Genomic DNA, 24322 nt, shown 5'->3' on the forward strand with positions numbered 1-24322 from the left:
TGGCGCGAACACCTCAGGCGCGGTACAGATCACGAAGCTCGCGCTTGAGCACCTTGCCTATGGCGCTGCGCGGCAGTTCGTCGATGTAGCGCAGGTCTGCCAGGCGCTGGGTCTTGCCCACCCGTTCGTTGGCCCACAGCCGCAAGGTATCGGCTGCCAGATCCTGGCCGGGCTGGCGCACGACAAAAGCCACCGGTGTCTCGCCCCATTGCTCCGAGGGCACACCCACCACGGCGGCATCGTGCACGGCCGGATGCTCACGCAGCACGGCTTCCAGGTCGCTGGGGTAGATATTGAAGCCGCCCGAGATGATCATGTCCTTGCGCCGATCGAACAACGTCAGGAACCCATCGGCATCGAAGCGGCCGATGTCGCCGGTGCGGATGAAGCGCTTGCCCTGCGGGTCGAACCACTCGGCCTCGCGCGTCTGCTCCGGGCGCTGGTGGTAACCCTTCATCATGCCAGGCGAGTGGCCCACCACTTCGCCTGCCTCGCCTGGGGGCACCTCGCGTCCGTCTTCGTCAATCAGGCGAATGTCGTGCCCCTGCGCCGGCCGGCCTACGGTATGCAGCTTGTCCGGATGCAGATGTGCCTCCAGGATGCAGGTGCCGCCCCCCTCGGTCATGCCGTAGAACTCGACCAGTCCCCCCGGCCAGCGCTTGAGCACGTCGGCCTTGAGCGCGGCCGAAAACGGCGCGCTGGTAGAGAACTTGATGCGAAAGCTGGAAAGGTCGTATTGCCCGAAATCCGGCCGTGCCATCAGGCGCTGGTACTGCACCGGCACCAGCATGGTGTGCGTGACACGCTCTTTCGCAGCCAGAGCGAGATACGCAACCGCATCGAACTTGCTCATCAGCAGCACGGTGCCACCATAGGCCAGCGTGGGGAAGAACACCACCAGTGTGGTGTTGGAATACAGCGGGGTGGACAGCAGTGTGACGGTGTCGGCCCCGTAGCCGTAAGTCGCGCCGCGCTGCACATGCGCCCAGCGCATGCCATGCGGCTGCACGATGCCCTTGGGCTGGCCCGTGGTGCCCGACGAGTAGATGATGTTGAAGGGCCACTGGGCATCGACCGGCGCATTCTGTGGCTTGATCTCGGGGGCGCCCAGCCATTGGGTCCAGGGCCGCCCCGCCGCCGACTCATCCAGCGCGATGCGCGGCACGGTGGCGGCATGGCTGCCCAGAGCCTCGGCCACGCCGTGGTCGGTGAACAGCAAGCGTGCCCCCGCATCGTGCAGCATGCTGGCCAGACTCTCAGAGGTGGCGCCCGGCGCCAGCGGTGCCACGACCACGCCGGCGCGTAGGGCGCCCAGGTAAGTCACCGCATAGGCGATGGAGGTGCCGGCGCAGATGGCGACGGCCTCGCCGGCCATGACGCCATCGCGCTGCAGCGCCGTGGCAACGCGGTCCATGTGCGCATCAAGTTCAGCATAGGTCAGGGACTGGCCCTCTTGCACCAGGGCACGGCGTAGCGGGGCCTGGTGCGCATGCAGGTGGATCAGCCCGGTGATGGTGCCGAAGGGATCCGCCAGTGCCTGTATCAGCTCGCTCTTCATTTGCGCGCCAGCTCCTGCTCCTGCAGCTCGCGCCACAGGATCTTGCCGGTCCCCGATTTGGGCAAGGTGCTCACGAACTCCACGATGCGCGGACTCTTGTAGGCAGCCATGTGCGCGTGTGCCCACTGAATGATGTCATCCTCGCTCACCTTGCCACGCGTCTCCTCCTTGAGCACCACCAGGGCCTTGACAGTCTCGCCCCGCTTGGCGTCGTGGGCACCGATCACGCAGGCCTCGTGGATGGCCGGGTGCTTGTACATGAGGGCCTCGACCTCGGCCGGCCAGACCTTGTAGCCTGAGGCATTGATCATGCGCTTGAGCCGGTCCACCATGAAGAAATAGCCATCCTGGTCCACGTAGGCCAGGTCACCCGTGCGCAGGAAACGCTTGCCGTCGATCTCGATGAAGGTCTGCACCGTCGCTTCAGGCTGGCGCCAGTAGCCCTGCATGACCTGGGGCGCATGCACCACGATCTCGCCGGTCTCGCCCGCTGCCACTTCCTGCAACGTCTGCGGATCCAGCACGCGCGCGTCGACGTCGAAGACCGGGATGCCCAGACATTGCGGCTTGGGGCGGTGCGGCGGGTTGATGTGCGTGGCGGCCAGTGTCTCGGACATGCCGTACCCCTCCACGTAGTCCAGCCCCGTCAGGTCCTTGAGCTTCTTGGCGATCGCCTCCGGCATGGCCGCGCCGCCACCGCGCACCCCCTGCAGGCTGGAGAGGTCGTATTCGCCCAGACGCGGGTTCGACAGGAAATCCACCACCATGGTCGAGATGGCCTGCCAGATACCGATGCGGTGACGCTGGATGCACTGCGCGGCCACGTCCCGGTCCCAGCGCGTGAGCAGCACGATGGTGGCGCCTGCAAAGATCGGCCCGTTCATGCTGCCCGACATACCCGTCACGTGAAAAAAAGGCAGCACGGACAGATACACCGCGTCCTGCGTCCGATTGAACCACTGCACGCCACCCACCAGCGTGCTCATGGTGCTGCGGTGGGTGTGCACGCAGCCCTTGGGCTGGCCCGTGGTGCCCGAGGTGTAGGGCATCACGCACAGGTCGTCCGGACCGGCAGTGTGCGGGCCGGGCCGATGGTCTTGTTGCAGCAGGTCGGCCCAGAGCGTGACCCCCGGCGCAGTGATCTGCTCACGCGGCGCGGCAACGAATGGCGGCAGGACCAGATCGGTGGGCTCGCGCAGGTAGTCGCTGTAGGCCGCCACCCCCAGGTGGCGCAGGCTCAGGCCGGCAGCCTCACCGTGCAGCGGGGCGATCTGGGGGTACAAATCCTGCGCCAGCAATGCCGTGCTCGCGCCACTGTCACTCACGTAATGACGCAGCTCTTCGGTGCGGTTCATGGGGTTGATGGGGACCACCACCGCGTTGGCACGCAGGATGCCGTAGTAGGCCACCACCCATTGCGGGCTGTTCTGCATGTAGAGCAGCACGCGGTCACCGGCCTTGACACCACAGGCCTGCTGGAGCCAGCCGGCGATGCGCTCACACTCGTCGCGAAACCTGGCGTAGCTCAGCGGCGTGTCGTAATAGACGATGAAAGGCTTCTCCGGGTAGCGCGTCGCCGAGACTTCGACGTTGTACCAGAGGCTGGTCTGCGGCAGCGTCAACTGCCGCGGCAGCCCTGGTGGCCAGTGCGGGACATGGCGGGTGTTGTGGCCAGAGGACATGAGGCCTGCCTTTCAGACGATGCTGCTGCCGCCGTCCACCGCCAGGTACTGGCCGGTGATGTGGCGCGAGGCCTCGCTGGCCAGGAACACCACCGAGCCCTTGAGGTCTTCCTCGCCACCGATGCGGTGCAGCGGTGCGCGCGCGATCACGGCGTCCTGCACCTGCTCCAGCAGGCCCGCTGACAATTTCGAGGGGAAGAAGCCGGGGCAGAGGGCATTGACGTTGATGTTGTAGCGCCCCCATTCGGCGGCCAGGGTGCGCGTGAAGTTGATCAGCGCGGCCTTGGAGGTGTTGTAGGCGATGGTGTGCACGCCCGGCGCCGTACCCTTGAGTCCCGCCACCGAGGCGATGTTGATGATCTTGCCCTGCTGGCGCGGGATCATGCTGCGCCGGCCCACCTCGCGCGACAGAAAAAAGGGCGCATTGACGTTGAGGTTCATCACCTTGTGCCACGCGGCATCCGGATAGTCCTCCGCCGGGGCACCCCAGGTGGCGCCCGCATTGTTGACCAGGATGTCGATCTGGCCGTAGTGGGTCATCACCTGCTCCACCATGGCCGGTATCTCCGTGCTCTGCTGCAGGTCCGCGGCGAGGGTCAATACTTCCACGCCCAGGGCCTCCAGGTGCTCTCGGGCTGCATCCAGCTCATCGGCCTTGCGCGCCGTCAGCGCCAGTCGGCAGCCCATCTCGCCCAGTGCCTCAGCCATCTGCAGGCCGAGCCCGCGCGAACCGCCGGTGATCAGCACCACGCGGCCATCAAGCCGGAACAAGTCCCTCACACCCATGCTGTCTCCTCGTCTGCGCCTGCATGCGCTCGTGCGCAAATGTCGAGGGAATTATGGGCTTTCGCCCTGTGCCGGCCTGTCGCGCTGTGGACTGCGCACATAGCCGTACCGTCCGGGCAGGCTGACCGCAGGCTCCTGCTCGGGCGACCAGTGTCCGGCTTCCACCCGCTCTGCCACGTGTGTGACGTCCTGGGTGTGGACCAGGCCCAAGCCGCGTTCGGTCTGCAGATAAACACGCCCCAGCTCGTCCAACAGGCAGCGCTTTACGGTGACTAACTCACCACTGTGCGCCCGCACCGTGCCATCGCCTTCGATACGCCAGATCCAGGGCGTGGCTTCCAGTTCCACGTAGACACGCTGCGGGCCGTTCTGGAAGAACCAGCGGCCCAAGGCGTCGGCAGCATAGTTGCGCTGGATGAAATCGATCAGTTTCTCGTGCTTGAGCAGCGAGCCCCTGGACCCCGGCTTGCCGCTGTCGAAGGCGCCCGCTGCCTGCGCCCGGTCGTCACGCATGTACCAGTTGCCACGGGCATCCAGCCCGAGCCAGCCATAGCAGTCGGGCACATGGGGCCACTTGGCCATGGCCAGTCTTACGATGTCATCCATGCCGCAGCTCCTGGATGCCCGCCGCCTGCAACAGCCACGCGCCCACCGCCTCGGGCATGGGGCGCACATGGCCTGGCCAGCGGCCACCGGCAAATCCCACATGGCCGCCATGGGACGGCTGCCACAGGGTCAGCCACTTGCCCGCGTCCGTCGAACGTGGCAGGCTGCCGGCCGGCACGAAAGGGTCGTTGAGCGCATTCAGCGCCAGCGCCGGGATGCGGATGCTGTGCAGGTGCGGCTTGGCCGATGCGCGCGCCCAGTAATCCTCGGTGTTCCTGAAGCCGTGCAGCGGCGCGGTGAAGATATTGTCAAACGCGTAGAGATCGCGCGCGCTCCGCATGGCTTCGGCATCGAAGAGCCCCGGATGCTGGGCCAGCTTGGCGTAGGCCTTGGGTTTCATGCTGCGCAGGAACATGCGGGTGTAGACCTGCCGGTTGAAGCCTTGCCCGATGGCATGTCCCCCGGCGGCCAGGTCCAGCGGTGAGGACACACTGGCCACGGCGTTGACCACTTCGGCTGCGGCCGCACCCTGCTCGCCCGCCCAACGCATCAGCGCATTGCCGCCCAGCGAAATACCGACCGCCACGATGGGGCCGGCAAACCGGCTGCGCAAAGTTCTCAGGATCCAGTCGATTTCCTGCCAGTCCCCCGAGTGGTAGGCACGCGGCGCACGATTGAGCTCGCCGCTGCAGCCACGGAAATGCGGCACGGCGTAGGCCAGGCCGTGCTGCCGCCCAAAACCAGCAAAGGCTTGCGCGTAATGGCTTTGCGATGAGCCTTCGAGCCCATGAAACAGCACCAGCAGGGCCTGCCCCGTCGCGCCCTGCAACCAGTCGACGTCGATGAAATCGCCGTCCGGCGTATCCCAGCGCTCACGCCGGAACTGCGGTCTCGGCCCATGCGCACGGCGCGCATACAGCGCAGGCCAGATGGTCTGCAGATGGCCGCCAGGCAGCCAGAGGGGTGAGGTGTAGTTCATGCCAGGAAATCCGATCGCCTGATTTTCCTCCACTGCGCACGCCGTGGCAGTCACCCGCGTATTCTTGCCGCGCCTGCTTGCCGGCACTCACCGTCGCCCGGTCTTTGCCGGGCCTCGGGTCAGCCCTTGCGGAAAGAACAAAGGCCCGGCGTTTGCACGCAGGGCCTTGGTAGCAGCGCGATCACCCGGACCGCGACTGGTTCGAACCTACTTTTTCTGCAGGAACTTGCGTGCGGCCGCCATTTCGGCCACGGCGATGGCCAGTTCGGAGGTGGCGCGAGCGATATCGATTTCGCTCTTGGCGTTCTTGATCGCTTCTTCGGCAGCCAGCTTGGCTTCGTTGGCCTTCTCTTCGTCCAAGTCCTTGCCGCGCACGGCAGTGTCGGACAGGACGGTGACGCAGTCAGGCTGCACCTCGAGGATGCCGCCGGCGACGAAGACGAACTCTTCCTTGCCGTCAGCCATTTCAATGCGCACCGAGCCCGGCCGGATGCGCGTGATCAGCGGGGTGTGACGCGGGTAGATGCCGAGTTCGCCGGCTTCGCCGGGCAGGGCGACAAAACGCGCCTCGCCCGAGAAGATGGCATCTTCGGCACTGACCACATCGACGTGGATCGTGTTCATGGTGACTCCGGTAGGCCCGCGGGATTAGATCTTCTTGGCTTTTTCGAAGGCGTCGTCGATGGTGCCGACCATGTAGAAGGCCTGCTCGGGCAGGTGGTCGCACTCGCCATTGACGATCATCTTGAAGCCGCGGATGGTCTCGGCCAGGGGCACGTACTTGCCCGGGGAACCGGTGAACACCTCGGCCACGTGGAAGGGCTGCGACAGGAAACGCTGGATCTTGCGGGCGCGGGCCACGGTCAGCTTGTCTTCCGGTGCCAGTTCGTCCATACCCAGAATCGCGATGATGTCGCGCAGTTCCTTGTAGCGCTGCAGCGTGCCCTGCACGGCGCGGGCCGTGTTGTAGTGGTCTTCACCCACAACGTCGGGCGACAGCTGGCGGCTGGTGGAGTCCAGCGGGTCCACGGCGGGGTAGATGCCCAGCGAGGCGATGTCACGGCTCAGCACCACGGTGGAGTCCAGGTGGGCAAAGGTGGTGGCGGGGGACGGGTCGGTCAGGTCGTCGGCCGGCACGTACACGGCCTGGATCGAGGTGATCGAGCCGACCTTGGTGGAGGTAATACGCTCTTGCAGGCGACCCATTTCCTCGGCCAGCGTCGGCTGGTAGCCCACGGCGGAAGGCATACGACCCAGCAGGGCGGACACTTCGGTACCGGCCAGGGTGTAGCGGTAGATGTTGTCCACGAAGAACAGCACGTCCTTGCCTTCGTCGCGGAAGGACTCGGCAATGGTCAGGCCGGTCAGCGCCACGCGCAGACGGTTGCCCGGGGGCTCGTTCATCTGGCCGTAGACCATGGCCACTTTGGACTTGGGCAGGTCTTCCAGATTCACCACGCCGGAATCGGCCATCTCGTGGTAGAAGTCATTGCCCTCACGGGTACGCTCACCCACGCCGGCGAACACGGACAGACCCGAGTGCGCCTTGGCGATGTTGTTGATGAGTTCCATCATGTTCACGGTCTTGCCCACGCCGGCGCCGCCGAACAGGCCGACCTTGCCGCCCTTGGCGAACGGGCACACGAGGTCAATCACCTTGATGCCGGTTTCCAGCAGTTCCTGCGAGGGGCTCAGCTCGTCGTAAGCGGGAGCCTTGCGGTGGATCGACATGGTCTTCTCGGCATTCACCGGACCACGCTCGTCGATCGGCGCGCCCAGCACGTCCATGATGCGGCCCAGCGTGGCCTTGCCCACCGGCACCATGATGGGCTTCTCGGTGTTCTGCACGATCATGCCGCGGCGCAGGCCGTCGGACGAACCCAGGGCAATGGTACGCACGATGCCGTCGCCAAGCTGCTGCTGCACTTCCAGCGTCAGGGACGAACCGTCCATTTTCAGGGCGTCATAGATGCCAGGCATCTTGTCGCGCGGGAACTCGACGTCCACCACGGCGCCAATACACTGAACAATTTTTCCCTGCACTTGCGAGTTTGCTTGAGCCATTTTTCGCTCCAAAAATTTGAATCTTTAACGTACCAAAGGTCAGACCGGAGTGCTGTTTTACACAGCAGCCGCACCCGCCACGATTTCCGACAGCTCTTTCGTGATCGCTGCCTGACGCGTCTTGTTGTAGACCAGCTTGAGTTCACCGATCACGCTGCCTGCGTTGTCGGTGGCAGCCTTCATGGCCACCATCCGGGCCGACTGCTCCGAAGCCATGTTCTCGGCCACGGCCTGGTAAACCAGCGCCTCGACGTAGCGCAGCAGCAGTTCGTCGATGACGGCCTGGGCGTCGGGCTCGTAGATGTAGTCCCAGCCATGCTGGGGGCCGCTGGCTTGCGCCTCGGCTTCCATCTTGGCCGCCGACAAGGGCAGCAGCTGCGTGACCACCGGCTCCTGCTTCATGGTGTTGATGAACTTGGTGTAGCACAGATACACCGAATTCAGTTCGCCACGCGCATAAGCGTCGAGCAGCACCTTGACCGGGCCGATCAGCTTTTCCAGATGCGGCGTATCGCCGAGCTGGGTCGACTGCGACACCACCTTGGCGCCGATGCGGTTGAGGAAACCCAGGCCCTTGTTGCCAATGGCCACCGCCTGCATGCTGACGCCTTCACCCTGCAACTCGCGCAACTTGTTGGTCACGCCACGCAGCACGTTGGTGTTGAGGCCACCGCACAGGCCTTTGTCCGTGGTCACGACGATCATGCCGGCCGTCTTGGCGTCATTCACCCGCATGAACGGATGGGTGTACTCCGGGTTGGCCTTGCCGAGGTTGGCGGCAATGTTGCGCACCTTCTCGCTGTAGGGACGGGCGGCACGCATACGCTGCTGCGCCTTGCGCATCTTCGACGCGGCCACCATTTCCATGGCCTTGGTGATCTTCTTGGTGTTCTCCACCGATTTGATCTTGCCGCGTATTTCCTTACCTGCTGCCATGAGTGGCTCCTTGGATCGTCAGGTCGGAATCAGGCGAAGGTCTTCTTGAACGCGGCAATCGCAGCGCTCAACTCGGCTTCGGCATCCTTGTCCATGGCCTTGGCAGCTTCCAGCTTGGCCAGCAGCGCAGCGCACTTGTCCTTCAGGTAGCCATGCAGGCCGTGCTCGAAGGACAGCACTTTCTTGACCTCGATGTCGTCCAGGAAACCCTTGTTCACGGCGAACAGCGAAGCGGCCATCAGGCTGATGGACAGCGGGCTGTATTGCGCCTGCTTGAGCAACTCGGTCACGCGGGCACCGCGGTCCAGCTGCTTGCGGGTGGCCTCGTCCAGGTCGGAAGCAAACTGCGCGAAGGCAGCCAGCTCACGGTACTGGGCCAGGTCGGTACGGATACCGCCGGACAGGTTCTTGATCAGCTTGGTCTGGGCAGCACCACCGACGCGCGACACCGAGATACCGGCGTTGATGGCGGGGCGGATACCGGCGTTGAACAGGCTGGTTTCCAGGAAGATCTGGCCGTCGGTGATCGAGATCACGTTGGTCGGCACGAAGGCGGACACGTCACCGGCTTGGGTTTCGATGATCGGCAGCGCGGTCAGCGAGCCGGTCTTGCCCTTGACGGCGCCCTTGGTGAAGGCTTCGACGTAGTCGGCGTTCACGCGAGCGGCACGCTCCAGCAGACGGCTGTGCAGATAGAACACGTCGCCGGGGTAGGCTTCGCGGCCCGGCGGGCGGCGCAGCAGCAGCGAAACCTGGCGGTAGGCCACGGCCTGCTTGGACAGGTCGTCATAAACGATCAGCGCGTCTTCACCGCGGTCGCGGAAGTATTCGCCCATGGTGCAGCCGGAGTAGGCCGACACGTACTGCATGGCAGCGGATTCAGAGGCGGTGGCGGCCACGACGATGGTGTATTCCATCGCGCCGGCCTGCTCCAGGGCACGCACCACGTTCTTGACGCTGGAGGCCTTCTGGCCGATCGCGACATAAACGCAGGTCATGTTCTGACCCTTCTGGTTGATGATCGCGTCGATGGCCACGGCGGTCTTGCCGGTCTGGCGGTCGCCGATGATCAGTTCGCGCTGGCCGCGACCGACCGGCACCATGGCGTCGATCGACTTCAGGCCGGACTGCATGGGCTGGTCCACCGACTGGCGGGCGATCACGCCCGGAGCGACCTTCTCGATCACGTCGGTCATCTTGGCGTTGATCGGACCCTTGCCGTCGATCGGCTGACCCAGGGCGTTGACCACGCGGCCGATCAGCTCGGGGCCGACCGGCACTTCCAGAATGCGGCCCGTGCACTTGACGGTATCGCCTTCGGAGATGTGCTCGTACTCGCCCAGAATCACGGAGCCGACGGAGTCGCGCTCAAGATTCAGGGCCAGGCCGTAGGTGGGCTGGCCATCCTTGCCGGCCGGGAATTCGAGCATTTCGCCCTGCATCACATCCGACAGGCCGTGGATACGGCAGATGCCGTCGGTCACGGACACCACGGTACCCTGGTTACGGATGTCGGCGCTGGCGGACAGGCCTTGAATCCGGCTCTTGATCAGTTCAGAGATTTCTGCGGGATTGAGTTGCATGACTCTTTCCTTCTTTCCTTGGGTTGGGCTGACAGCTCGGGCGGGACGCCTCAGGCAGTGAGAGCCACTTTCATTTGTTCCAGACGGGCCTTGACGGAGGTGTCGAGCACCTCGTCACCGACCACCACGCGGATGCCACCGATCAGTTCGGGCTGCAATTCGACGGACACGTTCAGCTTGCGGCCGAAGCGTTTTTCCAGCGTCGCCTTGACGTCGACCAGCGCCGCACCATCGATGGCAAAGGCGCTGTACACGACGGCATCAGAAGAGCCGCTCTGGGCGTTCTTCAGGGCACGAAACTGGGCCGCGATTTCCGGCAGCACGCTCAGACGGCCGTTGTCGATGACGGTGCGCAGAAAGTTCTTGGCGGCATCGTTCAGGGGGGCCTTGGCCACCCCGGCGATCACGTCGAACACCTGCTGTGCCGTCGCATTCGGGTTCTCGGCAAACTGCTGCAGCTGCGGATTGCCCGCAATCACAGCCAGCTCCTCGACCCAGACGGCCGCACCGGCCAGATCGGCCACGGTCGCCTTGAAAAGCGCTTCAGCGTAGGGACGGGCAATGGTGGCAAGTTCAGCCATGGGATCCTCTTACAGCTCAGTCTTCAAACGACCCAGCAGGTCCGCATGGACGCTGGCGTTGACTTCCTTGCGCAGAATCTGCTCGGCGCCCTTGACGGCCAGTGCGGCCACCTGCTCACGCAGGGCCTCACGTGCCTTGACCGTCTGCTGCTCGGCGTCGGACTTGGCAGCAGCAACAATCTTGTTGCCCTCTTCCGTCGCCCTGGCCTTGGCTTCCTCGATGATGGTCTGCGCGCGACGCTCGGCATCAGCCAGGCGGGCGGCAGTCTCATTGCGCGACTTCGCCAGCTCGTCTTCCACGCGCTTGTTGGCGGCGGACAGTTCGGACTTGGCCTTGTCGGCAGCAGCGAGGCCGTCGGCGATCTTCAGCGCGCGCTCATCCAGCGCCTTGGCAATCGGAGGCCACACAAACTTCATCGTGAACCCGACCAGGATCAGGAACACGATCATCTGAATGATGAGGGTACCGGTAATGCTCATGTTTCATCCTTCACCCTGACGTGCCCACGCACGCCGGGGAATGTTTTGTGTCCGGCGGAGCTTACTTCGGCAGGTTGGCGATTTGCGCCAGGAAGGGGTTGGCAGTGGCGAACCACAGCGCAATACCGGTACCGATAATGAAAGCGGCGTCGATCAGACCGGCCAGCAGGAACATCTTGGTCTGCAGTTCGCCCATCAGTTCGGGCTGGCGTGCAGCGGACTCAAGATACTTGCTGCCCATGATGCCGATGCCGATACAAGCGCCGACAGCACCCAGACCGATGATCAGGCCAGCGGCCAGAGCGACAAAGCTGATAACTTCCATGATGACTCCTAAAGGACTTGGTTAAAAAGAGAAAGGAAAAAGGGAATAGCGGGACTCAATGCGCGTCATGCGCCTGACCGAGGTAGACCAGGGTCAGCATCATGAACACAAAGGCCTGCAAGGTGATGATCAGGATGTGGAAGATCGCCCACGCCGTGCCGGCGATGACGTGGCCGATGGCCAGGCCGATGCCGGTGGCCGACATCGACCACGCACCGCCCATCAGGGCGATCAGCATGAAGATCAGTTCGCCGGCATACATATTGCCGAACAGTCGCATGCCGTGCGAAACGGTCTTGGCGATGAACTCGATGATCTGCATCATGAAGTTGAAGGGCCACAGCAGCGGATGGGCACCGAAGGGGGCGGTGAACAGCTCATGGATCCAGCCGCCTGCGCCCTTGATCTTGATGTTGTAGTAAATGCAGATCAGCAGCACGGCCAGGGACAGGCCCATGGTGACCGACAGGTCGGCAGTGGGCACCACACGCATGTAATCCTTCATGCCCACCGCCGGGCCGGCGCTGTGCCACAGGGCCGGGATCAGGTCGACCGGCAGCAGATCCATGGCGTTCATCATGAAGATCCAGACGAACACGGTCAGCGCCAGAGGAGCCACGAACTTGCGGCTTTCGGCGTTGTGCACGATGCCCTTGGCCTGCGCATCCACCATCTCGACCAGGATCTCCACCGCAGCCTGGAAACGACCCGGCACACCCGAAGTGGCCTTGCGCGCGGCCAGCCAGAGCAGCCAGCAGCCCAGCACCCCGAGGGCGATCGAGAAGAACAGGGAATCGAAGTTGAAAACCGAGAAGTCGGCAACCGCCTTGGGCGCCTGGTTTTGCAGATGATGCAGGTGGTGAACGATGTACTCGCCTGCGGTCAGTCCGGTTTCAGCACTCATCTGTTTACTCGTCTCAAAGTTTCATGTTCCGTGGCGCGAATCTCAACGCCACCCAATACACCTTCAACGCCAGCACCAAGCCCACCAGCAGGGCCGGCCAACTCAGCGCCACCACCAGCCTGGGCGCGGCAAACAACATTGCCATCGTCAAGGCCAACTTAACCATCTGCCACACCAGGAAGCCAAGGGCCGCCGTCATCGGATTCACCGACGCCAGGCGACCACTCAACCCCCGCGCAAACAAGGCGGCCGGCAGGGCCACCGCTAACGCACCATATGCAAGAGACCAGGCCGCCGAAGGCAAACCGGTCAGGAGCCAGGCCAGCAAAGCCGCCACTGCCCCGACCACCACCTGAGCCATCACCACCCACCAGGGAGAAACCGATGGGTTTCGCTCCCGCAGCGCCTGCGCCTCCTGGGCGCTCAGCGGCGTGAAATCTGACTCCGCAGCCTCGTCTTGTGCGCCACCCCGCGGTCCTGATGCCAATTTAGACATGTCAAATCACACCCGGATCCAGCTTTGGCAACGCCACAAAGCCTTAGATTATACGTAGAAACCCGAGCCGTTTGACCAGTACCTGACTAGAACATTAAAAAAGCGCCCCCATATGGTTTCACCACCAGCCAGCGCAAGCGCCGCGCGCTCATCGCCACCACCCTTGCTGCCATAATTTGGCCATGCCATCCACCGCTCTGCCCGCCCTGCCCTGCTATCTCAACGGTGAGTACACACTGCTACCGGATGCAAAAGTCAGCGTCATGGACCGCGGCTTCATCTTTGGCGACGGGATTTATGAAGTGGTCCCGGTCTATGGCCGCTGCCTGTTCCGCTTCGAGCAGCACATGGCCCGGCTGGAGCGCAGCCTGGCCGAACTGCGCATCCCCAACCCGCACACACGCAGCCAGTGGCGCGCCATCGCCGAGCAACTGGTCGCCGACTTCGCCCGCGGCACGGACGAGGACCCGGAAAAGATCGAACAGATGGTCTACATCCAGGTCACGCGCGGCGTCGCCATGCGCGACCATGCCATGCTGCCCGGGCTCACGCCCACGGTGTTTGTCATGACCAACACCATGAAACTCCCCGCCGAGCGCCTGCGCCAGGACGGCGTGAATTGCGTGACAGCCGAAGACTTCCGCTGGGAGAAGGCGCATATCAAGAGCACCAGCCTGTTGGGCGCGGTGCTGGCACGCCAGATCAGCGTAGACGCCGGCGCCACCGAGACCCTCATGTTCCGCGCGGGCCAGCTCAGCGAGGGCGCGTCCAGCAATGTCTGGATCGTCAAGGACGGCGTGCTGCTGGGCCCGCCCCGCGACAATCTGGTGCTCGAAGGCATACGCTACGGCCTGCTGGAGGAAATCTGCAAGACCCACGGCATCCCCTTCGAGCTGCGCAGCATCTCCCGCCAGGAAGTTCTGGCGGCCGACGAAGTACTGCTGAGCTCGGCCACCAAGGAAGTGCTGCCCGTGACCCGCATCGATGGCCAGCCCGTGGGGGACGGCCACCCCGGCCCCATCTACGCCCAACTCTACGCCGGCTACCAGGCCGCCAAACTGCAGGCCCGCCTGCGCCGCCCAGCATGAGCACCCAGCCCCCCAGCCCCTCGCGCACCGACAGCCTGATCGAGTACCCCTGCCGTTTCCCCATCAAGGTGATGGGTGCCAAGGCCGAGGGCTTCGTGCATGCCGTGACCACGGTGGCCCGCCAGTTCGACCCCACGTTTGATGCCGCCTCCATCGAACTGCGCGAAAGCAAGGGCGGCAACTACCTGGGCGTGACCATCACCATCAACGCCACCAGCCGCGAGCAGCTCGACGAGCTCTACCGCACGCTGTCCACACACCCCATGGTGAAAGTGGTCCTCTGATGGATGTGCGCCTGCTGGGTCGGGTGGACTATGCGCCGACCTATGCGGCCATGCAGGATTTCACCTCCACCCGCACGGCCGCCACGCCCGACGTGCTGTGGGTCTGCGAACACCCACCTGTCTTCACGCAGGGCCTGGCCGGTCAGGCCGGCCATGTGCTGGTGCCGGGCGACATCCCGGTGGTCGCCACCAACCGCGGCGGCCAGGTGACCTACCATGGCCCCGGCCAGGTTGTGGCCTATCCGCTCATCGACCTCAAGCGGGCTGGGTATTTTGTCAAGGAATACGTCTACCGGCTCGAAGAGGCCGTGATCCGCACCCTGGCACATTACGGTGTGACAGGCCATCGCGTGGCCGGGGCGCCTGGTATCTACGTGCGGCTGGACAACCCGGGCTCGCACACCCTGCTGGAGCAACGCCCCCAGAAGGGCGCCGCCACAGGCGCGCCCGACTTCACGGGGCTGGGCAAGATCGCCGCGCTGGGCATCAAGGTCAGCCGCAACTGCACCTACCACGGCCTGGCGCTGAATGTGGCCATGGACCTCGAACCCTACTCGCGTATCAATCCCTGCGGCTATGCCGGGCTGCAAAGCATCGACCTTTCTACAATCGGGATATCCGCCGACTGGGCGGACGTTGCCAGCGTACTGAGCCACAAGCTCCTGACCCACCTGAAGCCCTGAAGGCACCCTGCATGAGCACTCGCGAATCCAACACTGTGCGTGAAGCACAAAGCGTCGAAACCTACGACCCCGCCGCCAAGCAGAAGGCTGCCGCCAAGCTCTCGCGCATCCCGGTCAAGGTCGAAGCCGGCGAGGTGCTCAAGAAACCCGACTGGATCCGCGTCAAGGCCGGCTCGCCCAGCACACGGTTCTACGAGATCAAGGACATCCTGCGCGCCAACAAGCTGGTGACGGTCTGCGAGGAAGCCAGCTGCCCCAATATCGGCGAATGCTTCGGCAAGGGCACAGCGACTTTCATGATCATGGGCGACAAGTGCACGCGCCGCTGCCCCTTCTGCGACGTGGGCCACGGCCGCCCCGATCCGCTGGACGTGAATGAACCCGAGAACCTGGCCAAGACCATCGCCGCGCTCAAGCTGAAATACGTCGTCATCACCAGCGTGGACCGTGACGACCTGCGCGACGGCGGCGCCGGTCACTTCGTCGACTGCATCCGCAAAACGCGTGAGCTGTCGCCTGACACGCAGATCGAGGTGCTGGTGCCCGACTTCCGCGGCCGCGATGATCGCGCGCTGGACATCCTCAAGGCCGCGCCGCCGGATGTGATGAACCACAACATGGAGACCGTGCCGCGCCTGTACAAGCAGGCCCGCCCGGGCAGCGACTACCAGTTCTCACTCAACCTGCTCAAGAAGTTCAAGGCCTTGTTCCCTGAAGTGCCGACCAAGAGCGGCCTGATGGTGGGCCTGGGCGAGACCGACGAGGAAATCCTGGACGTGATGCGCGACATGCGCGCCCACAACATCGAGATGCTGACCATCGGCCAGTACCTGGCCCCGTCCACCTCGCATCTGCCGGTCAAGCGCTACGTGCACCCCGACACCTTCAGGATGTTCGAGGAAGAAGCCTACAAGATGGGTTTCACGCACGCCGCCGTGGGCGCCATGGTGCGCTCCAGCTACCACGCCGACCAGCAGGCCCACGCCGCCAGCCTGGCGCGTTGAACCAGCCCAGCCCTTCGATCAGGTGCCCATGGCAGCCGACGGCTCGTCGGCGTTCAGCACCGTCTGCGCCCAGGGCTGCAGGCGCGTCGTATCGGCGCGCAGCACCTCCTGCTTGACCGCCAGGATCTGGGCCGGGTGCATGGAGAAGCTGCGCAGGCCCAGGCCCAGCAGCAACCGTGTCATGGCGATATCGCCGGCCATCTCGCCGCAGACGCTGACCTCCTTGCCCTGCGCGCGGCATTCGGAAATCGTGTCAGCCACCAGGCGCAACACGGCCGGGTGCAGCGGGTCATAGAGATGAGCCACCGACTCGTCAGCCCGGTCGATCGCCAGGGTGTACTGGATCAGGTCATTGGTACCTAGCGACAGATAGTCAAAGTACTTGAGAAAGGTCTTGAGCATCAGCGCTGCCGCCGGAATCTCGATCATGGCGCCCAGCGACACCTGCCCGAATATCCGCCCTTCGCGCTGCAGCTCGGCACGCGCCTGTTCGACCAACGCCACGGTCTGACGGATCTCGCTCAGATGCGCCAGCATGGGGATCAGCATCTTGACCGGTCCGTGTGCAGCGGCACGCAGGATGGCACGCAACTGGGTCAGGAACATGGACGGATCGGCCAGGCTCCAGCGTATGGCACGCAGGCCCAGGGCCGGGTTGAGGTGACTGCCTTCGACGATGTTGCTGTCCATGGGCTTGTCAGCGCCAATGTCCACGGTACGGATGGTGACCGGCAGCCCCGCCATGCCCTCGACCGCGCGGCGGTAGGCCTGGTACTGCTCCTCCTCGTCCGGCAGATGGCCGAGCCGTCCCATGAAGAGGAATTCGCTGCGGAACAGGCCGACGCCCACGGCGCCAGCCTTCAGGGCCACAGGCGCATCCTCCGGCATCTCGATATTGGCCAGCAGCTCGACCTTCTCGCCGTCCAGCGTGACGGCCGGCGTATTCAGCAGGCGTCCCAGGCGACCGCGCTCCAGGTCGCGCTGGCGTTGTTTGTACTGGTACTCGGCCAGGATGATGGGCGAAGGGTCGACGATCACCACGCCGGCATCGCCGTCGATGATGACCCAGTCATCCTGGCGCACCAGCTGGCTGGCGGTGCGTGCGCCCACCACGGCCGGGATGTCCATGCTGCGCGCCACGATGGCGGTGTGCGAGGTCTTGCCCCCGACGTCGGTGACAAAACCGGCAAACAGGCCTTGCTTGAACTGCAGCATGTCCGATGGCGAGATCTCGTGCGCGATCAGCACCAGCGGTGTGTCCGTGTCCTCCAGCTGCAATTCAGCCGATGGCGCCTTGCGCGCGGCGGCGATGCCGGCAGGCAGACCGGAGGTGGTCTGGCCCTGCATGGCACGCAAGACCTTTTCGGTGATCTGCTCCAGGTCGGCCTTGCGCTCGCGCAGGTATTCATCCTCCATCTCGTCGAACTGGCGCGCCACCATCTCCAGCTGGGTGGTCAGCGCCCACTCGGCGTTGTAGAGCCGGTCGCGTATCCAGTGCTTGACGCCGCCCACCATCTCCTCGTCCTGCAGCAGCATGAGGTGCACGTCGAGCAGGGCTCGCAGCTCGTGCGGCGCATCCTTGGGCCCGAGTTGGGAGATGGTCTGCTGCAGGCGGTGGAGCTCGTCGACCACCGCATCGCGCCCGCGCTTCACACGCTCGATCTCGCGCTCCACCTGGGCGGGCTCAATGAAGTAGTGCGCCACGTCCACCCGGCTGCTGGCCACCAGCACGGCACGCCCGATGGCAATGCCGCGCGCGACGGCCAAGCCGTGGATGGAGAAGGTCATGCCTCGTCTCCTGGAGCATCGGCCAGACGGCTGTGCATGATCATTCGCCCTCGCCGAACTTGTCGTTGATCAGCACCAGCAGCGCATCCACGGCCTCCTGGGCACGCTCGCCCTGGGCCTCGATCTCGACCACGCTGCCCAGGCCGGCGGCCAGCATCATCACACCCATGATGCTCTTGGCGTTCACGCGCCGCTCACCGCGGGACAGCCAGACTTCGCAAGGGAAGCTGCCCGCCATCTTGGTGAGCTTGGCCGAGGCTCGGGCATGCAGTCCGAGCTTGTTGCTGATGGTGACACTGGCCTTGATCATTCCTTGGTCCCTATCTTTCGTCCGTTCAAATCGTCACACCGTCGTCACCTGCAGCACGCCCTGGGTGCCGCCTTGCAGGGCACGGGCCAGCAGTTCGTCCAGCGGCTCGTGCTGGTAGGTCACGGCACGCAGCAGCATGGACAGGTTCACCCCCGCCAGCAGGCGCGCCCGACGTCCTTCCAGCAGCTGACGTGCCACATTGCAGGGCGTGGCACCCAGCACGTCGGTCAGCAGCAGCAGCGGGGCCTGCCCCAGCGGGCCGACGGCCTGCCGTGCCTGCGCCACGCTCTGGGCGACCGGCGCATCCGGCAACACGTCCACGGCCACCACCCCGCCCAAGCGGTCAGGAAAGACGTGGGCCACGCACTGGCGCAGCGCACTGGCCAGCGGCGCATGGGCAATGATGACGATGCCGTTGTTCATGCTGACCTGATTATGTCTTTTTCGCCACCAGGAAATAGAGATAGGACAGCAGGTTCAGCAGCAGAAACACGGCCAGCGCCCCCTGGAAGGCCTGCACCTGGGCCCAGCCCTGCGCGGCAAAGGCATCGATCAGCAGGCCGATGCCCCACTGCACCACGAACACCCCGGCAAAAATGACCAGGTTGTAAGCCGAAAGAGCCCGCCCTGCGAGTTCTGCGGGGAAGGCCATGCCCACGGCCGGCTGCGCCAGCGATAGAAAGGTGGAACTGACGCAGAACAGCGCCCACAGCAAGCCTGCATGGCGGGCCCCGGATTCGCCGGCCATCACGATGATCGCCAGCAGCAACAGGCTCAGCGGGGTGCCCCAGGCGATCAACTGGTTGGTGTGCACACCACGCCGTGTCAGTCGCGGAATCAACAGGCCCCAGGACCAGAAGGTGGCCAGCATGGCCACATTGATCCAGAACAGGCTGGTGGCCGCCTGCACCGGCGTGTAGCCAGCGACACGGGTCATCCAGGGCACGGCCCACAAGGTCTGGATGGCCACCATGCCACCGTAGTTGAAGAAGCCCAGCGGTGTCAGGCGACGGAAATAGGCATGCCGCCAGACCTCTGTATAACTGCCCGCCGCTTTTCCTGCAACGGGGGCGCTCACCGTCTTTTGCCAGCGCGGCACTTGCCAGGCGATCACCACCATGGACAACAACAACATGGCCGCCAGACCCCAGAACAGGGGACGCCAGCCGTAGTCCGGCAGCAACCATTGCACCGGCAGCGTGGAGGCCACCATGCCCATGGAGCCTGTCATCAGCATCCAGGAATTCGCACGCAGCTGGCTGGCCGGATCCAGCCAGCGCCGGAAACCGGTCAGTGGCGCCATCAGGCAGGCCGCCAGGCCGATGCCGCAAAGCACACGCGCCACCAAGAGGCCCGAGAAACTCGTGGCCTGCGAGAAGGCCAGGCAGCCGATGGCGGCCACGGCCAGAAAACCGAGGATGACGGTCTTCGGCCCCTGCCGGTCCAGCCAGCGTCCCAGGGGCAGTTGCATGGCAGCAAAACCGAGAAAGTATCCCCCGGCGAGCAGCCCCAGATCGCGCGCATGCAGACTGAACTCCTGGGTCAGCTGTGGCGAGAGCGTGGCGGTGATCGCGCGGATCAACGCCGAGAAAAAATAGGCAAAGGCAAAGGCCAGGAAAACCAGTACCGCCCCACGGCGGCTCAGGACATTCATGGCAGCTCCAGGCCACTGAAGAAGGGCTCGTTCATCTCGGTAGCGATGCGCTCGGCATAGATGACGGCGTGGTACAAGCGCGTGCCATGGGCAAACCACACAGCCTCAGCGGCCACCGGCTGGCCATCGGGTCGCAGGCCCTGGGCCTTCAGGCGTACGGGCTCCAGCATGGCATTCGCGCCCTTGAGGGCCCAGGCACTGCTGGTCGAAGTGGTGGCCTGCATATTCCCCAACAGATTGGCCTGCCATTGCACCTGCACGGCCAGCGCCTGCTTGGCATTCCCGAGTTCGACCACTGACACGGCGTACAGGGCCCCGGCGGCCTCGCAGCCCAACATCTGCACCTCGATCTCCCGGCCCGCCAGATTCTGCCGGCGGCTGCCCTGGTCCGGCTTGCAGGGCAGCAATGCCTTGAGCTCGCCGCCGGGCCGGACCTCGCGCCAGTTGAGGGTAGGGCTGCAGGCAGCCAGCAGAAGGGCTGTGCCCAGAAGCAGGAAATGACGGTACATCCGCAAATTATCCCCGCCGAAGCAGCGTGAACATCGCGGGCGCACTACTTCAATGCACCAAATACCTTGCTGAGTAGCGCGCTGCCCGTCGCCACCGGATCTCTGCGAATCTTGCGCTCTTCCTCACCGATCACGTAGTAAAGACCGTCCAGGGCCTTGCCGGTCACATATTGTTCGATGCTCGCGTCCTCGCGGCGCAGCAGGCCGAAATCGGCCGCCTTGCTGGCGATGTGGTTGTACTGTCCCGCGAGGCCGACTTTTTCGGTGCTGCGCGTCACCACTGGCAGGAATTTCTGTCCCAGCGGCAGCCGTGTCTTGTCGGCAAAAAAGGTGGTCACCGAGGTCTCGCCCCCGCCCAGGATCTTCTTGCCGTCGGCGACCGTCATGCCGCGCACGGCACCCAACATCAGTTCCTGCGCCATGGGCACCGCCGCCTCTGCCGCGCGGTTCATCGTCGTCACCAGCTCGTCCAGCCGTCCACCTTGACCAAAGGTGCGCAGCATCTGCTCGGCATCCTGCAGCTGTCGGGGCAGGGGAATCCTGACTTTTTCGTTACCTAGGAAGCCATTGAGTTGCCCCAGCTGGCCGATGGCACTGCGTGCGCCACGCTCCAGAGCTGCCTTGAGAGCACGCACCGCCTCACTCTGGCTCAGCTCTTCCAATGTGAGCGCCTGGGCCGGACCCAGAGTCAGCAGGGGAACTCCCGGCAGCGCAAGCCATCCAATCGAATTAAACTTCCGACGGTCCATGTCATTTCCCCAATTGATGAAACGTGCCCTCTATCTTGCCGCAGTTGCCGTCGTTGCCATCGCCGGCTGGCTGCTGTTGCGCGCGCCAGGCTTCGGCCCGGCCCCGGAATCCACTTTCGTGCTGCTGGACGGCTCTAAACAGACCACCGCCGATTTTCGCGGCCGTGTCGTCCTGGTGAACTTCTGGGCGACCAGCTGCACCACCTGTGTGGCCGAGATGCCCAAACTCATGGCGACCTACGACAAGTACCGCGAGCGCGGCTTCGACACCGTAGCAGTGGCCATGAGCTATGACCCGCCCAGCTACGTCGTCAATTTCAGCCAGACCCGCAAGCTGCCTTTCAAGGTGGCCATCGACAACACGGGTGCCGTGGCCACGGCCTGGGGTGAGGTGCGCCTGACCCCGACCACCTACCTGGTCGACAAGCGCGGCCAGATCGTCAAGCGTTACATCGGCGAACCCGATTTCGCCGAGTTGCACCGCCTGATCGAGGAGCTGCTGGCGCAGGCCTGAACGATCCCTCTAATGGAAATGGAAAGGGGCAGCTCTGGCTGCCCCTTTTCCATTTCATGGGTCGCCCTCCATCTGCGAAGGGCCCAGGCTCATTTGCCCCGGAAATCGTCGTGGCAGGCCTTGCAGCTGCCCGAAGTTGCCTGGAAAGCCGTCTTGATACTGTCCAGATTGCCGGTCTTGGCAGCGGCTGCCAGCTTGCTCATTTCAGATTCCATCTTCTCGGCGGCGGCCTTGAACTTGGCCTGCTCTTTCCAGACCTCCGGCAAAGCCTTGGTATCGCCCTTGTCGGTACCTTCACCAAACGCTGCCCAGGGCAGCCGCGACATGGTTTCTGCAATCGCGGCATTGTCAGCCGCCACCTTGGCATCGAAAGGTGCCCGGCCGCTGGCCATGGCGCCAACGCGCGCATAGTGCTGCTGCATCACAAACAGCGCATTCTTGCGATATTTGATGGCATCGTCCGGCTTGGCGAACTGGGCCGATGCCACACCACTGAAGCCGATGGCCGCGGCTGCGACGACAAGAATACTGACCTTTTTCATGTTCTTCCTTTGCTGGTAAACGGGAAGGTTCCCGCTCATGGGAGCCGCTGCTCGTATCAAAGTTCGCACGATTTCCCTTATCTCAGGGAAAATACCGAGCAGCGCCTTCCCCTTACGCATCCTATCCTAGGGCCCGCCATGCCGCATCTCGTCAGAATCTGGGATCTCCCCACCCGCCTCTTCCACTGGCTGCTGGCGCTCTGCGTCATCGGACTGGTCACCTCCGCCCAGCTTGGTTATATGGAATGGCATTTCCGCCTGGGTTATGCCGTGCTGACCTTGTTGGTTTTTCGCCTGCTCTGGGGCCTGTTCGGCGGACGCTGGTCACGCTTTGTGGCCTTCATCTACTCACCTTTGAGCCTGTGGCGCTACCTGCGTGGCCGGGGTGATCCATTGCACGCGGTCGGGCATACGCCGACAGGCGCACTTTCGGTATTTGCACTGCTGTTTTTTCTACTGGCCCAGGTGGGCACCGGACTTTTCAGCGATGACGAAATCTCCGCCAGCGGGCCGCTGACGCGGCTGGCGTCCAGTGACCTCGTGAGTTTGGCGAGCTGGTACCACAGCGAGGTCGGCAAGCGCGTACTGATCGTGCTCGTGATACTGCACATCGTGGCCATCCTCTATTACCTCTGGCGCAAGCGGCAAAACCTGGTGCGCCCCATGCTCACCGGTGACAAGGAGTTGGCTCAGCCGGCCCCTGCATCACGCGATGACGCGCGCACCCGCCTGCTGGCAGCCGTGCTGCTGCTGCTGAGCGCCGCCGCCGTGACGCTGCTGTTGTGGCTCGCAGGAGCCTGAGCCTCTCTCAGCGTTTCCTGCTTTGCTCGTACAGGGGCATCACGACGGCGCTGATGCGCGCGAGGTCCTGCTGACGCGAGTCCGGTGACGGGTGCGTGCTGAGAAACTCGGGTGGGCGCCCACCGCCCAGCTGGTTCATCTTCTGCCACAGGCTGATGGCCGCACGCGGGTCGTAGCCGGCCCGCGCCGCCAATTCGACACCGATCTGATCCGCCTCGCTCTCGGCCTCGCGGCTGCGCGGCAGGGTCAGACTCACGTCGGTCACCATATTGCCCAGATCGGCCAGAACCTGGCTGCCCGTCACGATGGCCAGCACCAAGCCTGGCACACGGGCGGCCTGCTGCATCGAGACCTGTTCGCGTACATGCTCGCGCAGGGCGTGTGCGATTTCATGGCCCATCACGGCAGCCAATTCGTCGTCGGTGATCTTCAGCTTCTCGATCAGGCCGCTGTAGATACCGATCTTGCCGCCGGCCATGCAGAACGCATTCACCTGGTCGCTGTGGAAGACATTTGTTTCCCAACGCCAGCCCTGCGCATCGGGGCGGAAATGCGCGGTCTGGGCGACCAGCCTCTTGGCAATGCCCTGCACCCGCGCCAGCATGGCCGCATCAACGTTGAGCTCCTTCTTGCGCTCAGACTCCTGCAGCATCTTGCGATAGGACTGCGCCGATGCGGCATTCACCTCTGCGGAGCTGACCCCCATGTACTGGTTGCGCGTGACACCGACCTGCCCCGCCCCGGTGGTCTGTACCGTCTGGCAACCAGCAAGCAGCCCGCCGGCAAGAACCACACCCAGCCACAGGCCTGCGCGCGCCCATGAATTTTGTCTTTCCCGCACGCTAAACTCGATTCTCATTTTTTGACGCATCCTTGCCGTGAACCAACCTATCGTTGAAATCCTGACGCCACGGTCGCCTGCCGAATTTGACACCGTACGCGAGATTTTCCGCGAGTATGCCGCCAGTCTCAACATTGATCTGCGCTTCCAGGGGTTTGAGCAGGAACTCGCCAACCTGCCCGGCGACTATGCCACTCCACGCGGTGGCCTGCTGCTGGCCCGCATTGACGGCCAGACCGCCGGCTGCTGTGCCCTTCGCCCCATCGACAGCACTGACTATCCCAACGCCTGCGAGATGAAACGCCTGTATGTGCGTCCTGCATTTCGCGGGCTGGGCCTGGGCCGCCGGCTTGCCCAGGCCATCCTGGATACAGCCCATCTCTACGCCTACGACCACGTCCTGCTCGACACCCTGAACGAGATGGAGGCCGCACGCGCGCTCTACAAGGACTTGGGCTTTGTGGAAGTGCCCCCTTACTACCATAACCCTATCGCCGGCGCCCACTACCTTATGGCCACCCTTTCGGACACCCGCCTGTAGTTCGTCCAAAAAAAAACCACCGTCGCGACGGTGG

The 24322-nt window shown here is 64.1% G+C and carries 29 protein-coding genes; 7 read left to right on the forward strand and 22 right to left on the reverse strand.

The annotated features are described in order from the left end of the window. Nucleotides 1–13 precede the first annotated feature (13 nt). The 14 genes from AO057_RS02310 to AO057_RS02375 form a co-directional block, all read right to left on the reverse strand. Nucleotides 14–1558, reverse strand: coding sequence for a class I adenylate-forming enzyme family protein (locus AO057_RS02310; RefSeq protein WP_057674107.1), 1545 nt, complete (start codon nt 1556–1558; stop codon nt 14–16). After that, nucleotides 1555–3240 carry a long-chain fatty acid--CoA ligase gene (locus tag AO057_RS02315; RefSeq protein WP_057674108.1) on the reverse strand — a complete coding sequence of 562 codons (1686 nt, stop codon included), beginning with the start codon at nt 3238–3240 and terminating at the stop codon, nt 1555–1557. Before AO057_RS02315 ends, AO057_RS02310 begins: the two co-directional genes overlap by 4 nt. A gap of 12 nt (nt 3241–3252) precedes the next feature. Next, complete coding sequence (locus AO057_RS02320) at nt 3253–4026, reverse strand: SDR family oxidoreductase (RefSeq protein WP_057674109.1); 774 nt, start codon at nt 4024–4026, stop codon at nt 3253–3255. A 51-nt stretch (nt 4027–4077) separates the two neighbouring features. Next, a complete protein-coding gene (locus AO057_RS02325; protein WP_057674110.1) occupies nt 4078–4632 on the reverse strand; it encodes a DUF2946 family protein in 555 nt (184 codons plus the stop codon). After that, entirely contained in the window at nt 4625–5611 is a 987-nt protein-coding gene (locus AO057_RS02330) for a YheT family hydrolase (protein WP_057674111.1), read from the reverse strand. The genes AO057_RS02325 and AO057_RS02330 overlap by 8 nt, the downstream gene beginning before the upstream one ends. A gap of 207 nt (nt 5612–5818) precedes the next feature. Then, nucleotides 5819–6235: a F0F1 ATP synthase subunit epsilon gene (locus AO057_RS02335; protein ID WP_057674112.1), complete on the reverse strand. Its 417-nt coding sequence runs from the start codon at nt 6233–6235 to the stop codon at nt 5819–5821. A gap of 24 nt (nt 6236–6259) precedes the next feature. Further along, nucleotides 6260–7675: a F0F1 ATP synthase subunit beta gene (gene atpD, locus AO057_RS02340; protein WP_057674113.1), complete on the reverse strand. Its 1416-nt coding sequence runs from the start codon at nt 7673–7675 to the stop codon at nt 6260–6262. 57 nt (nt 7676–7732) lie between these two features. Then, the gene (atpG, locus tag AO057_RS02345) at nt 7733–8611 is read right to left on the reverse strand and encodes a F0F1 ATP synthase subunit gamma (RefSeq protein ID WP_057674114.1); all 879 of its coding nucleotides are present in this window, start codon (nt 8609–8611) and stop codon (nt 7733–7735) included. A gap of 29 nt (nt 8612–8640) precedes the next feature. Then, nucleotides 8641–10194: a F0F1 ATP synthase subunit alpha gene (atpA, locus tag AO057_RS02350; RefSeq protein ID WP_057674115.1), complete on the reverse strand. Its 1554-nt coding sequence runs from the start codon at nt 10192–10194 to the stop codon at nt 8641–8643. A 50-nt stretch (nt 10195–10244) separates the two neighbouring features. Beyond that, nucleotides 10245–10775 (reverse strand): F0F1 ATP synthase subunit delta, encoded by a 531-nt coding sequence (locus tag AO057_RS02355; RefSeq protein WP_057674116.1) that lies wholly within the window; start codon nt 10773–10775, stop codon nt 10245–10247. 9 nt (nt 10776–10784) lie between these two features. Continuing rightward, a complete protein-coding gene (locus tag AO057_RS02360) occupies nt 10785–11255 on the reverse strand; it encodes a F0F1 ATP synthase subunit B (RefSeq protein ID WP_057674117.1) in 471 nt (156 codons plus the stop codon). Between the two features lie 61 nt (nt 11256–11316). Then, on the reverse strand, nt 11317–11580 hold the full coding sequence (gene atpE / locus AO057_RS02365) for a F0F1 ATP synthase subunit C (protein ID WP_007830191.1): 264 nt from the start codon (nt 11578–11580) through the stop codon (nt 11317–11319). Between the two features lie 55 nt (nt 11581–11635). Continuing rightward, complete coding sequence (gene atpB, locus AO057_RS02370; RefSeq protein WP_057674118.1) at nt 11636–12484, reverse strand: F0F1 ATP synthase subunit A; 849 nt, start codon at nt 12482–12484, stop codon at nt 11636–11638. Between the two features lie 13 nt (nt 12485–12497). Beyond that, a complete protein-coding gene (locus tag AO057_RS02375; RefSeq protein ID WP_057674119.1) occupies nt 12498–12980 on the reverse strand; it encodes an ATP synthase subunit I in 483 nt (160 codons plus the stop codon). A 182-nt stretch (nt 12981–13162) separates the two neighbouring features. Here AO057_RS02375 and AO057_RS02380 point away from each other — a divergent pair, with 182 nt between their 5' ends. The 4 genes from AO057_RS02380 to lipA are packed head-to-tail and all read left to right on the forward strand — an operon-like array spanning nt 13163 to nt 16039. After that, a complete protein-coding gene (locus tag AO057_RS02380) occupies nt 13163–14068 on the forward strand; it encodes a D-amino acid aminotransferase (RefSeq protein ID WP_057674120.1) in 906 nt (301 codons plus the stop codon). Then, the gene (locus AO057_RS02385) at nt 14065–14352 is read left to right on the forward strand and encodes an HP0495 family protein (protein WP_057674121.1); all 288 of its coding nucleotides are present in this window, start codon (nt 14065–14067) and stop codon (nt 14350–14352) included. The genes AO057_RS02380 and AO057_RS02385 overlap by 4 nt, the downstream gene beginning before the upstream one ends. Continuing rightward, entirely contained in the window at nt 14352–15035 is a 684-nt protein-coding gene (lipB, locus tag AO057_RS02390; RefSeq protein ID WP_057674122.1) for a lipoyl(octanoyl) transferase LipB, read from the forward strand. The genes AO057_RS02385 and lipB overlap by 1 nt, the downstream gene beginning before the upstream one ends. Before the next feature lie 11 nt (nt 15036–15046). Beyond that, nucleotides 15047–16039 carry a lipoyl synthase gene (gene lipA / locus AO057_RS02395; protein WP_057674123.1) on the forward strand — a complete coding sequence of 331 codons (993 nt, stop codon included), beginning with the start codon at nt 15047–15049 and terminating at the stop codon, nt 16037–16039. Between the two features lie 18 nt (nt 16040–16057). On the opposite strand, the gene ptsP is transcribed toward lipA, so the two are convergent. From ptsP to AO057_RS02425, 6 genes are read right to left on the reverse strand one after another with little or no spacing between them, the layout of a single operon-like run. Beyond that, nucleotides 16058–17827, reverse strand: coding sequence for a phosphoenolpyruvate--protein phosphotransferase (gene ptsP, locus AO057_RS02400; RefSeq protein WP_057674124.1), 1770 nt, complete (start codon nt 17825–17827; stop codon nt 16058–16060). A gap of 40 nt (nt 17828–17867) precedes the next feature. Continuing rightward, entirely contained in the window at nt 17868–18137 is a 270-nt protein-coding gene (locus AO057_RS02405) for an HPr family phosphocarrier protein (protein ID WP_057674125.1), read from the reverse strand. Between the two features lie 33 nt (nt 18138–18170). Then, nucleotides 18171–18560 (reverse strand): PTS sugar transporter subunit IIA, encoded by a 390-nt coding sequence (locus AO057_RS02410; protein ID WP_057674126.1) that lies wholly within the window; start codon nt 18558–18560, stop codon nt 18171–18173. A 10-nt stretch (nt 18561–18570) separates the two neighbouring features. Further along, nucleotides 18571–19791, reverse strand: a complete 1221-nt coding sequence (locus AO057_RS02415) for an MFS transporter (protein WP_057674127.1) — start codon at nt 19789–19791, stop codon at nt 18571–18573. Next, the gene (locus tag AO057_RS02420; RefSeq protein ID WP_057674128.1) at nt 19788–20300 is read right to left on the reverse strand and encodes a hypothetical protein; all 513 of its coding nucleotides are present in this window, start codon (nt 20298–20300) and stop codon (nt 19788–19790) included. Before AO057_RS02420 ends, AO057_RS02415 begins: the two co-directional genes overlap by 4 nt. Nucleotides 20301–20344: 44 nt before the next feature. After that, nucleotides 20345–21049: a DUF4197 domain-containing protein gene (locus tag AO057_RS02425; RefSeq protein WP_057674129.1), complete on the reverse strand. Its 705-nt coding sequence runs from the start codon at nt 21047–21049 to the stop codon at nt 20345–20347. 16 nt (nt 21050–21065) lie between these two features. On the opposite strand from AO057_RS02425, the gene AO057_RS02430 reads away from it, so the two are divergent. Continuing rightward, nucleotides 21066–21563 carry a TlpA family protein disulfide reductase gene (locus AO057_RS02430; RefSeq protein ID WP_057674130.1) on the forward strand — a complete coding sequence of 166 codons (498 nt, stop codon included), beginning with the start codon at nt 21066–21068 and terminating at the stop codon, nt 21561–21563. An 89-nt stretch (nt 21564–21652) separates the two neighbouring features. Here the strand turns inward: AO057_RS02430 and AO057_RS02435 are convergent, their stop codons facing one another. Next, the gene (locus AO057_RS02435; RefSeq protein ID WP_057674131.1) at nt 21653–22105 is read right to left on the reverse strand and encodes a c-type cytochrome; all 453 of its coding nucleotides are present in this window, start codon (nt 22103–22105) and stop codon (nt 21653–21655) included. Between the two features lie 138 nt (nt 22106–22243). On the opposite strand from AO057_RS02435, the gene AO057_RS02440 reads away from it, so the two are divergent. Further along, nucleotides 22244–22906: a cytochrome b/b6 domain-containing protein gene (locus tag AO057_RS02440; protein ID WP_057674132.1), complete on the forward strand. Its 663-nt coding sequence runs from the start codon at nt 22244–22246 to the stop codon at nt 22904–22906. Between the two features lie 7 nt (nt 22907–22913). Here AO057_RS02440 and AO057_RS02445 read toward each other — a convergent pair whose 3' ends face one another. Beyond that, on the reverse strand, nt 22914–23747 hold the full coding sequence (locus AO057_RS02445) for a M48 family metallopeptidase (protein WP_240480720.1): 834 nt from the start codon (nt 23745–23747) through the stop codon (nt 22914–22916). A gap of 37 nt (nt 23748–23784) precedes the next feature. On the opposite strand from AO057_RS02445, the gene AO057_RS02450 reads away from it, so the two are divergent. After that, nucleotides 23785–24288 carry a GNAT family N-acetyltransferase gene (locus tag AO057_RS02450; RefSeq protein WP_057674133.1) on the forward strand — a complete coding sequence of 168 codons (504 nt, stop codon included), beginning with the start codon at nt 23785–23787 and terminating at the stop codon, nt 24286–24288. Nucleotides 24289–24322: the final 34 nt, after the last annotated feature.

This window comes from Curvibacter sp. PAE-UM (assembly GCF_001432305.1).
Lineage (GTDB): Bacteria > Pseudomonadota > Gammaproteobacteria > Burkholderiales > Burkholderiaceae_C > Hylemonella.

What these genes read in the sequence shown, in the direction of transcription:
- AO057_RS02310 (WP_057674107.1), bottom strand. Translation starts at nt 1,558, where the DNA reads ATGAAGAGCGAGCTGATACAGGCACTGGCGGATCCCTTCGGCACCATC.
- AO057_RS02315 (WP_057674108.1), bottom strand. Translation starts at nt 3,240, where the DNA reads ATGTCCTCTGGCCACAACACCCGCCATGTCCCGCACTGGCCACCAGGG.
- AO057_RS02320 (WP_057674109.1), bottom strand. Translation starts at nt 4,026, where the DNA reads ATGGGTGTGAGGGACTTGTTCCGGCTTGATGGCCGCGTGGTGCTGATC.
- AO057_RS02325 (WP_057674110.1), bottom strand. Translation starts at nt 4,632, where the DNA reads ATGGATGACATCGTAAGACTGGCCATGGCCAAGTGGCCCCATGTGCCC.
- AO057_RS02330 (WP_057674111.1), bottom strand. Translation starts at nt 5,611, where the DNA reads ATGAACTACACCTCACCCCTCTGGCTGCCTGGCGGCCATCTGCAGACC.
- AO057_RS02335 (WP_057674112.1), bottom strand. Translation starts at nt 6,235, where the DNA reads ATGAACACGATCCACGTCGATGTGGTCAGTGCCGAAGATGCCATCTTC.
- atpD (WP_057674113.1), bottom strand. Translation starts at nt 7,675, where the DNA reads ATGGCTCAAGCAAACTCGCAAGTGCAGGGAAAAATTGTTCAGTGTATT.
- atpG (WP_057674114.1), bottom strand. Translation starts at nt 8,611, where the DNA reads ATGGCAGCAGGTAAGGAAATACGCGGCAAGATCAAATCGGTGGAGAAC.
- atpA (WP_057674115.1), bottom strand. Translation starts at nt 10,194, where the DNA reads ATGCAACTCAATCCCGCAGAAATCTCTGAACTGATCAAGAGCCGGATT.
- AO057_RS02355 (WP_057674116.1), bottom strand. Translation starts at nt 10,775, where the DNA reads ATGGCTGAACTTGCCACCATTGCCCGTCCCTACGCTGAAGCGCTTTTC.
- AO057_RS02360 (WP_057674117.1), bottom strand. Translation starts at nt 11,255, where the DNA reads ATGAGCATTACCGGTACCCTCATCATTCAGATGATCGTGTTCCTGATC.
- atpE (WP_007830191.1), bottom strand. Translation starts at nt 11,580, where the DNA reads ATGGAAGTTATCAGCTTTGTCGCTCTGGCCGCTGGCCTGATCATCGGT.
- atpB (WP_057674118.1), bottom strand. Translation starts at nt 12,484, where the DNA reads ATGAGTGCTGAAACCGGACTGACCGCAGGCGAGTACATCGTTCACCAC.
- AO057_RS02375 (WP_057674119.1), bottom strand. Translation starts at nt 12,980, where the DNA reads ATGTCTAAATTGGCATCAGGACCGCGGGGTGGCGCACAAGACGAGGCT.
- AO057_RS02380 (WP_057674120.1), top strand. Translation starts at nt 13,163, where the DNA reads ATGCCATCCACCGCTCTGCCCGCCCTGCCCTGCTATCTCAACGGTGAG.
- AO057_RS02385 (WP_057674121.1), top strand. Translation starts at nt 14,065, where the DNA reads ATGAGCACCCAGCCCCCCAGCCCCTCGCGCACCGACAGCCTGATCGAG.
- lipB (WP_057674122.1), top strand. Translation starts at nt 14,352, where the DNA reads ATGGATGTGCGCCTGCTGGGTCGGGTGGACTATGCGCCGACCTATGCG.
- lipA (WP_057674123.1), top strand. Translation starts at nt 15,047, where the DNA reads ATGAGCACTCGCGAATCCAACACTGTGCGTGAAGCACAAAGCGTCGAA.
- ptsP (WP_057674124.1), bottom strand. Translation starts at nt 17,827, where the DNA reads ATGACCTTCTCCATCCACGGCTTGGCCGTCGCGCGCGGCATTGCCATC.
- AO057_RS02405 (WP_057674125.1), bottom strand. Translation starts at nt 18,137, where the DNA reads ATGATCAAGGCCAGTGTCACCATCAGCAACAAGCTCGGACTGCATGCC.
- AO057_RS02410 (WP_057674126.1), bottom strand. Translation starts at nt 18,560, where the DNA reads ATGAACAACGGCATCGTCATCATTGCCCATGCGCCGCTGGCCAGTGCG.
- AO057_RS02415 (WP_057674127.1), bottom strand. Translation starts at nt 19,791, where the DNA reads ATGAATGTCCTGAGCCGCCGTGGGGCGGTACTGGTTTTCCTGGCCTTT.
- AO057_RS02420 (WP_057674128.1), bottom strand. Translation starts at nt 20,300, where the DNA reads ATGTACCGTCATTTCCTGCTTCTGGGCACAGCCCTTCTGCTGGCTGCC.
- AO057_RS02425 (WP_057674129.1), bottom strand. Translation starts at nt 21,049, where the DNA reads ATGGACCGTCGGAAGTTTAATTCGATTGGATGGCTTGCGCTGCCGGGA.
- AO057_RS02430 (WP_057674130.1), top strand. Translation starts at nt 21,066, where the DNA reads ATGAAACGTGCCCTCTATCTTGCCGCAGTTGCCGTCGTTGCCATCGCC.
- AO057_RS02435 (WP_057674131.1), bottom strand. Translation starts at nt 22,105, where the DNA reads ATGAAAAAGGTCAGTATTCTTGTCGTCGCAGCCGCGGCCATCGGCTTC.
- AO057_RS02440 (WP_057674132.1), top strand. Translation starts at nt 22,244, where the DNA reads ATGCCGCATCTCGTCAGAATCTGGGATCTCCCCACCCGCCTCTTCCAC.